11 protein-coding genes are annotated in these 13,114 nt (G+C 76.3%); 7 read left to right on the top strand and 4 right to left on the bottom strand.

What is annotated here, in order from left to right; translation table 11 throughout:
* Positions 1-89 precede the first annotated feature (89 nt).
* A complete protein-coding gene (locus ACIQCH_RS02595) occupies positions 90-554 on the top strand; it encodes a VOC family protein (protein WP_402577132.1) in 465 nt (154 codons plus the stop codon).
* A 27-nt stretch (positions 555-581) separates the two neighbouring features.
* Here ACIQCH_RS02595 and ACIQCH_RS02600 read toward each other — a convergent pair whose 3' ends face one another.
* The 3 genes from ACIQCH_RS02600 to ACIQCH_RS02610 form a co-directional block, all read right to left on the bottom strand.
* Complete coding sequence (locus ACIQCH_RS02600; protein WP_402577134.1) at positions 582-776, bottom strand: helix-turn-helix domain-containing protein; 195 nt, start codon at positions 774-776, stop codon at positions 582-584.
* Entirely contained in the window at positions 773-1,507 is a 735-nt protein-coding gene (locus ACIQCH_RS02605) for a DJ-1/PfpI family protein (RefSeq protein ID WP_402577136.1), read from the bottom strand. The genes ACIQCH_RS02600 and ACIQCH_RS02605 overlap by 4 nt, the downstream gene beginning before the upstream one ends.
* 91 nt (positions 1,508-1,598) lie before the next feature.
* Positions 1,599-2,207: a TetR/AcrR family transcriptional regulator gene (locus ACIQCH_RS02610; RefSeq protein ID WP_402577138.1), complete on the bottom strand. Its 609-nt coding sequence runs from the start codon at positions 2,205-2,207 to the stop codon at positions 1,599-1,601.
* A 122-nt stretch (positions 2,208-2,329) separates the two neighbouring features.
* Between ACIQCH_RS02610 and ACIQCH_RS02615 the strand changes: the two genes are divergently transcribed.
* Together ACIQCH_RS02615 and ACIQCH_RS02620 are read left to right on the top strand one after the other, a co-directional pair.
* Entirely contained in the window at positions 2,330-3,124 is a 795-nt protein-coding gene (locus ACIQCH_RS02615) for an SDR family NAD(P)-dependent oxidoreductase (protein WP_402577140.1), read from the top strand.
* A gap of 358 nt (positions 3,125-3,482) precedes the next feature.
* Positions 3,483-4,997 carry an MFS transporter gene (locus tag ACIQCH_RS02620; protein ID WP_402577142.1) on the top strand — a complete coding sequence of 505 codons (1,515 nt, stop codon included), beginning with the start codon at positions 3,483-3,485 and terminating at the stop codon, positions 4,995-4,997.
* A 17-nt stretch (positions 4,998-5,014) separates the two neighbouring features.
* Here the strand turns inward: ACIQCH_RS02620 and ACIQCH_RS02625 are convergent, their stop codons facing one another.
* Positions 5,015-6,220 carry a PP2C family protein-serine/threonine phosphatase gene (locus ACIQCH_RS02625; RefSeq protein WP_402577144.1) on the bottom strand — a complete coding sequence of 402 codons (1,206 nt, stop codon included), beginning with the start codon at positions 6,218-6,220 and terminating at the stop codon, positions 5,015-5,017.
* A 200-nt stretch (positions 6,221-6,420) separates the two neighbouring features.
* Here ACIQCH_RS02625 and ACIQCH_RS02630 point away from each other — a divergent pair, with 200 nt between their 5' ends.
* The 4 genes from ACIQCH_RS02630 (at position 6,421) to ACIQCH_RS02645 (ending at position 13,023) form a co-directional block, all read left to right on the top strand.
* A complete protein-coding gene (locus tag ACIQCH_RS02630) occupies positions 6,421-7,362 on the top strand; it encodes a cyclase family protein (protein WP_402577146.1) in 942 nt (313 codons plus the stop codon).
* A 103-nt stretch (positions 7,363-7,465) separates the two neighbouring features.
* A complete protein-coding gene (locus tag ACIQCH_RS02635; protein WP_402577148.1) occupies positions 7,466-10,279 on the top strand; it encodes a SpoIIE family protein phosphatase in 2,814 nt (937 codons plus the stop codon).
* Between the two features lie 135 nt (positions 10,280-10,414).
* On the top strand, positions 10,415-11,977 hold the full coding sequence (locus ACIQCH_RS02640; RefSeq protein ID WP_402577150.1) for a sugar ABC transporter ATP-binding protein: 1,563 nt from the start codon (positions 10,415-10,417) through the stop codon (positions 11,975-11,977).
* Positions 11,974-13,023 carry an ABC transporter permease gene (locus tag ACIQCH_RS02645; RefSeq protein WP_402577152.1) on the top strand — a complete coding sequence of 350 codons (1,050 nt, stop codon included), beginning with the start codon at positions 11,974-11,976 and terminating at the stop codon, positions 13,021-13,023. Before ACIQCH_RS02640 ends, ACIQCH_RS02645 begins: the two co-directional genes overlap by 4 nt.
* Positions 13,024-13,114 lie beyond the last annotated feature (91 nt).

Below are 13,114 nucleotides of genomic sequence, written 5' to 3' on the forward strand. Positions count from 1 at the left end.
GCGCGGGCGCCGGCGCGGCACGCGCGGGATATCAGTGGTCGCGCGCGGCGGCCGACGGCGGCCGCCACCGAGAGGAAGGGCGGGAGCCCGTGAGCGTCAGTCCCGTTCCCGAGGGCTATGCGAGCCTCGCGCCGTACCTGTGCGTCGACGGGGCCGCGGCCGCGATCGACTTCTACGTCGCCGTGTTCGGCGCGACGGAGCGCATGCGGATGCCGGCGCCGGACGGCCGGATCGGCCACGCCGAACTCGAGCTCGGCGACTCGGTCGTCATGCTCGCGGACGAGTATCCCGACATGGGTTTCCGCTCCCCCAGGTCCATCGGCGGCACCGCGGTGACCCTGCACCTGTACGTGACCGACGCCGACGACGTCGTCGCCCGGGCGCTCGCGCGCGGCGCCACGCAGCTGCGGGCGGTGGAGAACCAGTTCTACGGCGACCGGAGCGGGCAGATCGAGGACCCGTTCGGTCACCGCTGGAACGTCGCCACGCACGTGGAGGACGTGGCACCGGACGAGCTGGAGCGCCGGGCCAGGGAGGCCATGGGGTCGGCGTAGGGCCGCGGGCGCGCGGGCCCGCCGGTCTCAGGCCCGCAGGTGGCGCGCGCCCAGCCCGCGGCGGTCGCGCAGCAGGGCGCGCAGCGGTCCCGGCCCCTCGTAGCCGACGCGGCGGGCCACCGTCGCCAGCGGCAGTGACGTCGTGCGCAGCAGGTGCTCGGCCTGCTCCACCCGCAGGTCCTGCACGAGCCGGATCGGGGCGCACCCCAGGGTGCGGGTCACGGCGCGCTGGAGCGTGCGTTCGCTGACCCCGAGTGCCCGGGCGGCCGTACCCACTCCTCGAACGCCGAGACCAGCGGGTCGTGCCGGGCCAGTGCGCTCGGGATGGTGTACGCGGCCTGCGAGGCGCGGTCGTCCACCACGAGGTAGCGGCGCACCAGGTCGGCGAGGGCGGGGCTGCGCATCCGTACGATCGCCAGCGCCAGGTCGAGGTGGCTGAAGGCGGCGCCGGCGGTCGTGACGCCGTCGCTGGTGGTGACCATGCGGCTCTCGTCGACCGTGACCCGGGGGTAGCGCTCCCGGAACACCGGCGCCAGCCACCAGCTGGTGGTGGCCCGGAGCCCGTCCAGGACGCCCGCCTCGGCCAGCAGGAAGGTACCGGTGCAGGAGGTGGCGAGCGGGGTGCGCCGTTCCCGCGCCTCGGCGAGCAGCCGGCGGGCGCTGCGGTGCGCGGCCGATCCGACCACCTCCAACAGGCCGTCGGGGTGCCGCTCCATGAGGGCGGGGACGACGACGAGGTCCGCGTCCTCGGCTTCCGCGGCGCTCTCGGTGTCGACGCGGTGGCCGAGGCCGGTGCGCACCCGGCGCCGGACGCCGACGGTGCGGACGTCGAACCGCGGCGGCGTCGCCCCGGCCAGCCGGGGGCCCAGCGCATTGGCGGAGTGGAGCACGTCGAGGACCCCGGAGACCCCGGAGTCGAACGCCCCGTCGAGCACGAGCACGGCTACCTTCATCCGGTCACCCTAGCCAGCCAGCCCGGTGCCCGGTGCACGGTGCCGGATCCGGAGCGTCGGACGTGCTTCCGACGGTCCGGGGGAGCCGGCGTCAGCCGCGCACGGCGGCGACGGCCTCGTCGTAGAGGGCCGCGGGGTCGCCCTGGCCGCCGGCCCGGATCCAGGCCTCGGTGGCGGCGTCGGCGCAGGCGAACACGGTGGCCAGGACGGCCTCGGCGCGCAGCTCCGGGTCCGGCGCCCCGGCGGGCATCCGCGCCAGTACCGCGGGCAGCACCTCCTCGTGCCACAGGAGGCGCTTCTGCACGTACCGGGCGCGCAGCGAGGGGGTGCCGAAGATGAGGCCCATGATCCGCAGCACCTGCTCGGGCGAGCCGTGCGCGTCCATGATCGCGACGAGCCCCGCCCGGAGGGCCTGCCACGCCGTGGCCTCCGCGGGCTGGGCCTCGACCGTCTCCCGCAGCACCTCCCCGAAGCCGTCCTGCTCACCGCAGACGATGTCCTCCTTCGTACCGAAGTACCGGAAGAGCGAACGCTGCGAGATCCCCGCCTCCTTGGCGATCTGGGCGATGGTCGTGGCCTCGTAGCCCTGCTCGTCGAAGAGCCGCATGGCGGTGTCGTGGATGCTCGCGACCACGGCCTGCCGGGAGCGGTCCCACAGGGTCGGGGCGGTCGTCGTCGGCTGCGGTGCGGTGGTCCCCATCCGGTCAGCATATAGGCGGGCCGCCAATCTGCACCTTGCTGCCTGGTTGGCAGTCGCTGCCAACCAGGCATACAGTGAGGACTCGCGATCCACGCGATCTCACCTCATGGGCAGGAGCCACTGTGAACGCGGTCGACTACCGGGGCCGGACCACCCTCATCACCGGCGCCAGCGCGGGCCTGGGCACGGAGTTCGCGCGCCGACTGGCCGCCCGCGGCTCGGACCTGGTGCTCGTGGCCCGGCGCGCCGAGCGCCTGGAGGCCCTGGCGGCGGAGCTGTCGGCGACGTACGGCGTCAAGGCCGAGCCGATCGTCATGGACCTGGCGGTGGCCGGCTCCGGCGCGCTGCTGGCGGCCGAGGTGGAGCGCCGCGGCATCACGCTCTCCAGCGTCGTCAACAACGCGGGCTTCGGCACCTTCGGCCCCTTCCACGAGGAGGACCCGGAGCGGCTGCGCGAGGAGATCGGCCTCGACGTGACGGCCGTGGTCGACATCAGCCGGGCCTTCATCGGCGGCCTGCGGGAGCGCGGCGAGGGCGTGCTGGTCAACGTGGCGAGCATGGCCGCCTACCAGCCCATCCCCAACATGGCCGTCTACGGTGCCTCCAAGGCCTTCGTGCTCAGCTTCACCGAGGCGCTGTGGCAGGAGTCCCGGGGCACCGGGCTCCGCGTCCTCGCGCTGTCGCCGGGCGCGACGAGGACGGAGTTCTTCGACGTCCTCGGCACCGAGGACGCGGCGGGCGTGGCGCCGATGCAGACCGCGGAGCAGGTGGTCCGCACGGCGCTGCGGGCCCTGGACCGCCGCAACCCCCCGCCGAGCGTGATCTCGGGCGCCGCCAACCGCGTGTCGGCCTACGCGGGCCGGCTGCTGAGCCGCCGCCGGCTCGTCAAGACCGTCGCCCGCATGACCGGGCGGTGACCCGACCGGCCACCGGACCGCCGGTCCGGCCCGGCCGTTCCTCGGACCACCCCTCCGGGCGGCCGCCCCAACGGCCGCCCGCCCGCACCCCGTCGAGCCGCTGCCCGCCGATGCGACGGCTCGACGGGGCGCCCGGGCCCGCCCGGACGCCGAGCCCGCTCCCCCGAGACCCCGGCCCGGCCCCGGCCCCGGCGCGCCGACGGCTCCACCGGAATTCAGGCGGGACCTGAGAGCGTGGCGGCCGACCCGCCCTTCCGCCGGTCGGTGCGTCGAGCAGTCCGACGGTCCGTCCTCCGTCGCCGCCGTCGGTCCGTCCGATCCACCGCATCCGTGCCCCGACCCATCCGGGAGCCAGGACATGTCCGCGCCCGTATCCGAACGCGTGGCGGCCCGTCCCGCCGCGTCCACCGGAACCGCCCTACCCGCCGGAGCGACCGCCGCGCCCGGCGGGGTCCTCGAGCCGTCGTCCGCGTCCGCCGGACCGTCCGGCGGGCCCGCCGGACGGGGCGGGCCCGCCGCGGCCGGGCGCCGGGCGCGGCCCGGGCTCGCGCTGGCCGTCATCGCCGGGTGCACCGCGACGATCCGGCTCGACGACCCGGTCACGAACACGGCCCTGCCCGGGATCCGGGCCGGCCTGGGCCCGTCCGCGCCGACCGCGTCCTGGGTCGTCGGCGCCTACCTGCTGGCCTTCGGCGGCCTGCTGCTGCTCGGCGGCCGGGCCGGGGACGTCCTCGGCCGGCGCCGGGTCTTCGTCGCGGGCGTGTACGTGTTCACCGCCGCGGCCGTGGTACGGGCGTTCGTGCCCGGCGGCGAGCTGCTGATCGCGGTGCGCGCCGCGCAGGGCGCGGGCGCGGCCTTCGCCACCGCCAACGGGTTCGCGCTGCTGCTCGCGACCTTCGCGGACGGTCCGGCCCGCAGGCGGGCGATCGCGGTCTGCACGGCGGTGGGCGCGGCGGCGACGGCCGGCGGGCTGCTGCTGGCCGGGGCCGCCCCGACGCCGGCGGGCTCCTGGCGGTGGGTGCTGCTGCTGGACGTGCCGGTGGGGCTGGCCGTGGCCCTGCTCGCGCCGCGCGTGCCGGCCGGGTCCCGGCGCGCGCCGGGCCGCTTGGACGGGCTCGGCGCGGTCCTGTCCGTGGTGGGCGCGGCCGCGCTGGTGTACGGGCTGTGGCGGGCGGCGGAGCGCCCGTGGGGCGATGCCCCGGTGGCGGGCCCGGTCGCGGCCGGGGTGGTGCTGCTCGCCGCGTTCGCCGGGGTGCAGCGGCGGACGGAGCGGCCGATCGTGCGGCTGCGCCTGTTCCGGGACCGGGACCGGGCGCTGGCCCTCGCGAGCGTGCTGGTGCTGCCCGGGGCGCTGGTCGGCGCGTACGTCGGCCTGGGCCCGTTCTTCCAGCAGGGGCACGGCTGGTCCGCACCGGCGGCGGCGGTCGCGTTGCTGCCGCTGCCGGTGGCCATGGCCGGTGCGGCCGGGCTGGCGGTGCACGTGGAGCGGGCCGTCGGCGCGAAGCGGGTGATGGTGCTGGGGGCCCTCGCGCTGGTGGTGGAGAACCTGTGGCTGGCGTTCCTGGAACCGGCCGCCGACTACGCCTCCGCCGTGCTGCCGTCGCTGGTGCTGCTGGGCGCGGGCACGGCCTTCTGCGCGGTCCCCGCGACCGTGCTGGCCACCTCGGGGCTGCGCCCGGACGAGCTGGGGTCGGCCGGCGGCGTGCTCGGCGCCCTCCAGGTGCTGGGCGGCTCCCTGGGCGTCGCGCTGCTGGCCACGGCCGCGTCGGGGTACACGGTCCCCGCGGACGCCATGGGCGCCGGGTTCACCGCCGGCGCCGCCGTCGCGGGCGCGGGGCTGCTGCTGGCCCTCGCCTTGCGCCCGCGCCGTTAGCGGGGCTCGGGCAGCCCTCAGGAGGCGTCCCGCCCGTGCCGGTGGCCGTCGTCCCGGCGGTGGCCGTCGTCCCGGTCACCGGCCTCCACGCGGTCACCGGCCTCCACGCGGTCGACGAGGATGAGGGCCACGTCGTCCGCCAGCGAGCCCTGGGTGTGGTGGAGCAGGGCCTGCCGCAGGGCTTCCAGGAACGCCGTGCGGGTGTGGCCGTGCATCGTCGCCATGGCCTCGGGCAGGTCGAAGAAGCCCCGGTCGCGGTCGCGGGCCTCGATGACGCCGTCCGTGTGCAGCAGCAGCCGGTCGCCCGGGGCGAAGGGGTAGCTGTCCATCCGGCCGGGTGGGCCGGCGATGAACTCCTCCAGGCCGAGCGGCGGCAGCGGGGTGCTGGGCTGCAGGGACCGCACCGCGCCGTTGCGCAGCAGCAGCGGCGCCGGATGGCCCCGGTTGACGAGCTCGACGTCCGGGCCGTCGGGGATCTGGGCGACGACGGCTGTCACGAAGGCCTCCCGGTACGCGTCCTCGCCGCCGGCGCTCGCGAGGGCGGCGTCCCGCCGCAGCGCCGCCCCGCAGTGGTTGACCACCTCCACCAGGTCCTCCTCGTAGTGCACGGCCTCCCGGAACGCGCCGAGCACGACGGCCGCGGCCCGGACCGCGGGCAGGCCCTTGCCCCGTACGTCGCCGACGATCAGCCGCACCCCGTACCGGGTCTGCACCGCGTCGTACAGGTCGCCGCCGATCTGCGCCCCGATCTCGGCCGCGAGGTACAGGCTGGCCGCGCGGACCGGGCCCAGCCGGGCCGGCACCGGGCGCAGCAGGACCTCCTGCGCGGCCGTGGCGATCCGGCGCACCTGGTTGAGCTCGCTGTCCCGGCGGGTCTGGGCGGCGCGGCTGGTCAGGTAGCCGGCGGTGGACACCAGGAACAGGGCGAGGAAGTTCGTGTAGACCTGCTGGCCGCCCCAGGCGTTGTTGTGGGTGGCGGTGACCACGCTGACGGCGACCGCCACGCCCGCCGCCGCGAGGGTGCCCTTGGGGCCCATCGTGACCGCCGCGAGGGCCGGCGTCGCCACGAGCAGGGGGCCGGTGTAGATGAAATGCGCCGGCGTGAGCTCGATGACGAGCACCAGCAGGGCGATCGCGAAGGGCACGCACTCCGCGAGGACGAAGAGGACCTGGTGGTGGCCCCCGGCTCCTGGTCCCGGAGGCGAGCGCAGGGCCGCTCTCATGACTACAGCCTGCCTCGTGCGGGCGTACGGCCGCCACTCATCGGGGCACCGATCGCGGCAGCCACCGATCAGGGGTACCGGCTCGAGGACACCGATCGGGGCACCGGTCGCCGATGTCGTCCGGCCGCGCCCGGCACCGGGTAGGGATGCGGGCACCGCGCGGCCGCCCCGGCCGCGCGGTGCCGAGTCCGGAGGCCCGCATGCCCGAAAGCACCGATCCGCCGGAGGTCCGGCGGATCTCCCGCGTCGAGTTCGACGCCCTCTTCGCGTCCGTGCGCACGTGGGGCCGCTGGAGCCACGCCGACCGGGGCGCGTGGAACCTGGCCACCCCGGAGCGCGTCCGGCGGGCCGCCCGCCTGGTCCGCGACGGCACGGCGGTGCCCCTGGGACTCCCCTGGAACACCCGGCCCGGGCCGGACAACCCCCGGCCGGCCCTCCACTACATGTCCGACCTCGGCGACGTGGAGCCTCCGGAACCGGCCACCCACAAGGACTTCCTGGGCGCCGACTACCACGGCAAGGCCGTCACCCACCTCGACGCGCTGGCGCACGTCGCCTACCGCGGGCGGCTCTACGACGGGCGCCCGGCCCGCGCCTGCGTGGGCGCCGACGGCGTCCGGTTCGGTTCGGTGGCGGCCCTCGGCCCGCTCGTCGCCAAGGGCGTGCTGCTCGACCTGCCGGCCGTCCTCGGGACCGACTGGCTGGAGCCGGGCCGGGCGGTGGGGGCGGCCGACGTGGTGGCGGCCGAGCGGGCGCTCGGCGCGGCCGTCGACGAGGGCTGCGCGGTGCTGCTGCGCACCGGCCGGTTCCGGCGGCGGCGCGCGCTGGGCCCGTGGGACGTCGGCGCGGCGAGCGCGGGTTTCGCCGTGGACGCGTTGCCGCTGCTGGCCGAGCGGGGGATCGGCCTGCTGGGCGCGGACGGGGACAGCGACGTGCGCCCGTCGCCCGTGGAGGGGCTGCACTCCCCCGTGCACGCCCTGGCCGTCGCGGCCATGGGGGTGCCGCTGCTGGACAACCTGGACCTGGAGGAACTGTCCGCCGCGTGCGCCGCGGCGGGGCGCTACGAGTTCATGCTCGTCGTGGCCCCGCTCGTCGTCCCGGGCGGGACGGGGTCGCCGGTCAATCCCGTCGCCGTCCTGTGAACCCGTAAATCACCCGGAATATACTCAAAACGCACTGCTTTCAACGACACCGCACGGACCAGGACACCCTCGAGGGGCGCACCGCCCAGGGGAAGTGATGCAGATGGGCGCCACGGGAGACCGGATCGGTCCCGCACGCTCCCGTGAACGGTTCCTGGTGGGCGAACCGGTCGCGACGGGGGTGCGCGGATCCATCCTCGACTCGTGGCAGCGCTGCCGGCTGCTGGGGCTATCCCCGGACGGTGCCGAGCTGCCCTACCGGGACGACTTCGACCGCGACGGCCGGCTCGTCCGGGCCGCCCGGCCCGTGCTCGACCAGCTGGAGTCCCGGTTCTCGGGCAGCCGGATGAACATCTCGGTCGCCGACGCCGAGGGCACCGTCCTGGAGCGCCGCTTCGGCGAGCCCTCCCTGGCCCGCAGCCTGCCGCCGATCCAGAGCGTGCCGGGTTTCGTCTTCGCCGAGCGGTACGCCGGGACCAACGGCATCGGCCTCGCCCTGGCCGAGCGGCAGCTCATCCGGGTCTACGGGGCCGAGCACTTCGCCGAGCGCGGCCAGGCGAACGCCTGCTGCGCCGTCCCCATCCGCGACCAGCTCAGCGGGCACATCCTGGGCGTCCTGTGCTTCGGCTACCCGTACGCCTACGAGCGCCCGGCCCTGTCGGACCTGCTGCAGCGGGCGGCGGCGACGATCGAACGCCGGCTGCTGGAGCAGAGCTCGGCGCGCGAGCGCGCGCTGCTGCACGCGTACCTCGACGCCGAGCGGTACGCCCGCCCCGGCGCGACGGTGGCGGACGGGGCCGGCGCGGAGCACCTGCTCGGCCCGGACCGGGTGGCCGGCCCCGGCCGGTCCGAGGACCCCGACCACCACCTCGTGGACCTGGAGCTGGATCCGCACGACCGGGCGATCCTCAAGGAGAAGGCGACCGAGCTGATCTCGACGGCCCGGCGGGGCGCGGTGGGGGTGGCCCTCCCGCACGGCCGCGAGGCCACGCTGCTGAGCCACTCCGTCACCAGCCCGTCCGGCGTGTCGGGCGTGGTCGTCGAGGCCCTGCTCAGCAGCGACAACCCGGCGGTCCACCGCCTCTCGGTCTCCCCCCGCCCCGGACCGCCCGCCGCACCGCCCGCCGTCGCCGGGGAAGCCCTCCCGGCCCCGCCCGGCGCCACCACCGGGTACGGCCCCGGGTACGGCCCCGGCACGGTCCGCGGCCTGGTGCTGGTGGGCGAGCCGGCGGTCGGCCGGTACGCCATCGAGGCACGGCGGCGCCTGGAGCTGCTGGCCGAGGCCAGCACCCGGATCGGCACCACCCTGGACGTGGACCGCACCGCCTGGGAGCTGGCCGAGCTGGCGGTCCCGGGCCTGGCCGACTACGTCACCGTCGACCTGCCCGAGGCCGTGCTGCGCGGCGACGAGGCCGGCGAGCCCGGGACCGGCCTGCACCGCACGGTGGTGCACGGCATCCGCGACGACTGCCCGTTCTTCCCGGTCGGCGAGGCCCTGGACTTCCACACCGGGACCGTCCACATGCGCGCCTTGAGCAGCGGACGTGCGGTCCTCGAGCCCGAGCTGGCGGACGCGGCCGGCTGGTTCGCCCAGAGCCCCGAGCGCTCGCAGCAGGTCCTGGACCACGGCGTGCACTCGCTCATCGCCGTCCCGCTCTTCGCCCGCGGCGTCCTGCTGGGCGTCGTGAGCTTCTACCGCTCGCAGGACCCGGCCCCGTACGGGGAGGACGACAGCCGGCTGGCGCAGGAGCTCGCGGCCCGGGCCGCCCTGTGCATCGACAACGCCCGCTGCTACACCCGCGAGCACACCCTGGCCCTGGCCCTGCAGCGCAGCCTGCTCCCGCGCGGCCTGCCCGAACTGGGCGCGGTGGAGGTCGCCCACCGGTACCTGCCCGCCGAGTCCGGCGTGGGCGGCGACTGGTTCGACGTGATCCCGCTGTCCGGCACCCGCGTCGCGCTCCTCGTGGGCGACGTCGTCGGCCACGGCCTGCACGCGGCGGCGACCATGGGGCGGCTGCGGACGGCCGCGCGGAACTTCGCCGAACTCGAGCTCGCCCCCGACGAGCTGCTGACGCACCTCGACAACCTGCTGGTGCGCCTGGACCGGGAGGAGGGCGGGGACGAGGCCGACGGCAGCACCGGGATCGTCGGCGCCACGTGCCTGTACGCCGTCTACGACCCCACCACCCGGCAGTGCACCATGGCGCGGGCGGGCCACCTCCCGCCGGCCGTGGTCCGTCCCGACGGCAGCGTCACCTTCCCCGAGCTGCCCGCCGGTCCGCCGCTGGGCCTGGGCGGCCTGCCGTTCGAGACGGCCGGGTTCGAGCTGCCCGCCGACAGCACCCTGGTCCTCTACACCGACGGACTCGTCGAGGACCGCCACCGCGACATCGACGTCTCCCTCGACCAGCTGCGGACCGTCCTGGGCCACCCGGACCGGACGCCCGAGGAGACCTGCGGGGCGGTCATGGAGGCGCTGGCACCCGAGCACCCGGCCGACGACATCGCCCTGCTGGTGGCCCGTACCCACGCGCTGCCCGCCGACCGGATCGCCTCCTGGGACCTGCCCGCCGACCCGGCGCGGGTCGGCGAGGTCCGCGCCGCCGTCACCCGCCGACTGGCCGAATGGGGCCTGGAGGAACTCTCGTTCGCCGCCGAGCTGATGCTGAGCGAGCTGGCCACCAACGCGATCCGGTACGGCAACGAGCCGATCCAGGTGCGCCTGGTCCTCGACCGCACCCTGATCTGCGAGGTGTCCGACGGCAGCAGCACCGCCCCGCACCTGCGCCGATCGGCGAGCACGGACGAGGGCGGACGCGGCCTCTTCCTGGTCGCGCAGCTGGCCCAGTCGTGGGGCACCCGCTACACCCCGCAGGGCAAGGTCATCTGGGCCGAATGCGCCCTGGACGCCGCGTGACGCCCGTCGACGACGATGCCTGTCAACCCGCCAAGAAGATGCCCGTCATGAACAGGAATCCCACCTGACGCCCAGTAGCATCCCCTTTGCCCCCATCCTCCCCCGCGGGGGCCCGAGGTCGCTCCGGAGACGTCCGTGCCCGACGCCCATGACACGTCCGTCACCCCGACGGACCGCCCGCCCCCGGCCGGTGCGGAGCCGCTCGTAAGGATCCGCGGCCTCGGCAAGCGGTTCGGCGGGACCGTCGCCCTCGACGCGGTCGACCTCGACCTGCACCGGGGCAGCGTGTTCGCCCTCCTCGGCCCCAACGGCGCGGGCAAGTCCACCCTCATCAAGGTGCTCGCCGGGGTGCACCGGGCCGACGCCGGCGCGGTGACGGTGGCCGGACACCCGCTCGGATCGCCGGCGGCCTCCCGGGCGATGTCCTTCATCCACCAGGACCTGGGCCTGGTGGAGTGGATGACGGTCGCCGAGAACATCGCTCTGGGCACCGGGTACCCGCGCCGGCGCGGGCTGATCTCCTGGCGCCGGACGCGCGAGCGGTGCGACGAGGCCCTGCGGGCCGTGGCCGGGCACCTGGACCCCGGTACCCGGATCGCCGACCTCCCGCCCGCCGAGCGCTCCCTGGTCGCCATCGCCCGGGCCCTGGCCCGCCGGGCGGAGCTGTTCGTCCTCGACGAGCCGACGGCCACGCTCCCGGCCGCTGACTGCGCCCGGCTGTTCGACGTCCTGCACGGGCTGCGCGACCGGGGCCACGGCGTGCTGTACGTCAGCCACCGGCTCGACGAGGTGTACCGGGTCGCGGACGCGTTCGCCGTCCTGCGGGACGGCGCCGTGGTCAGCCGCGGCCCGCTGGCCGGGTACGGCCCCGCCCGGCTGGTCGCGGACATCGCGGGCGCCGTGCCGGCCGGCCGCGGCCCGGCCGCCCCGGTGCCCGCCGGCCGGCCGCCCGTACTGCGCCTCGACGGCGTGACGACGGAGCGCACCGCTCCGGTCCGCCTGGCCCTCGCGCCCGGCGAGATCCTCGGCCTGGTGGGCCTGACCGGGGCCGGCCACATGCACCTGGGACGCGCCCTGGCCGGCGCCCTGCCCCTGCTCGGCGGGCGCGCGCTGCTCGACGGCCGGCCGTACCGGCCCCGCACCGTGTCGGCGGCGGTCGCCCGGGGCGTCGCCCTGGTGGCCGCCAACCGTCAGGAGGAGGGCTGCGCCCCGGACCTGACGGTGCGGGAGAACCTGCTCGCCAACCCCGGGGCGGCCGGCGTGCCGGCCTGGCACTGGCTGGGCCTGCGGGGGGAACGGCGCCGGGCGACCGCCCTGGTCGAGCGGTTCGGGGTGCGCCCGCGCGACACCGAGGCGCCGCTGGCCACCCTCTCCGGCGGGCACCAGCAGAGGGTCGTCCTCGGCCGGTGGCTGCGCGGGCGGCTGCGTCTTCTGGTGCTGGAGGAGCCGACCGCGAGCGTGGACGTCGGCGCCAAGGCCGCCGTCCACCGCATCCTCGACGGGGCCGCCGCCGACGGGCTGGCGCTGCTGCTGGTCTCCACGGACTTCGAGGAGGTCGCGGACCTCTGCCACCGGGCCCTGGTGTTCGTGCGCGGATCGGTCACGGCCGAACTCTCCGGCGCCGCCCTGACACCGGCCGCACTCACCCGCACCGCCTCCGCCCTGCCCGCGATCACCGGAAGCACGACGGCCCCGTGACGCGCTGGGCCGCGCGCGGGCACCCGATCGGCAGGTACGGCCTGGTGGGGCTGGCCGCGCTGCTGTTCGTGGCCTTCTCCCTGGCCCTGCCGGACACCTTCCCCACCCGGGACAACGTCTCCGCGATCCTCTCCAACCAGTCCGTCCCCGCCCTGCTCGCGCTCGGCGCGACGATCCCCATCGCCTCGGGCCGGTTCGACCTGTCCATCGGCTACGGGCTGGGGCTGGCACACGTCCTGGTGATGCACCTGATCGTCGAGGAGGGGGTGCCGTGGCCGCTCGCCTGCGCCGTGGTCGTCGTGGGCGGGGTGCTCGCCGGGGCCCTGAACGGGGTGGTCGTCGAGTTCGCCCGGATCGACTCCCTGATCGCCACGCTCGGCACCGGCAGCATCATGTACGCCTTCACCGGCTGGCTGACGGACGGCGGGCGGATCGTGCCCGGCCCGGACGGCCTGCCGGCCGGCTTCACCGACCTGTACGACGCCCGGTTCCTCGGCCTGCCGGTGCCCGCCTTCTACGTCCTGGCCGCGGTCGTGGTGCTGTGGGTGGTGCTGGAGCGGCTGCCGGTCGGCCGGTACCTGTACGTCGTGGGCTCCAACCCGCGGGCCGCCCGCATGCTCGGCATCCGCACCCGCCGGTACTCCGTCTACGCCTTCGCCGGATCGGGCCTGTTCGTGGGGATCGCGGGGGTGCTGCTGGCGGCGCAGCAGCAGATCGGCAACCCGAGCGTGGGGCTGGACTACCTGCTGCCGGCGTTCGTCGGCGCCCTGCTCGGCTCGACGACGGTCCATCCCGGGCGGGCCAACGCGCTCGGCACCCTCGTGGCGGTCGGCGTGCTCGCCGTCGGGCTCGCCGGGATCGGCCAGCTCGGCGCCGAGTTCTGGGCCACCCCGCTGTTCAACGGCTGCACCCTGCTGCTGGCCGTCGGGCTGTCCGGCTACGCGGCCCGGCGGCGGCTGCGGAGCCGGGCGGGACCGGGCGGGGGACCTTCCGGGGGTGGGGAACCGGCGCTGCGGGAAGCGCCGTCACGGGATGCACCCCCGTAGAGCGGGCGGTGGCACCTTTCCCGTCGCCGCCGCGCCGCCGCGCTGCGGCTCACGGCCGGCCTCCGGGCCCCGCCCCGTCCCCGCACCCCAC

Source organism: Streptomyces sp. NPDC093225 (assembly GCF_044753805.1).
Classification (GTDB): domain Bacteria; phylum Actinomycetota; class Actinomycetes; order Streptomycetales; family Streptomycetaceae; genus Streptomyces.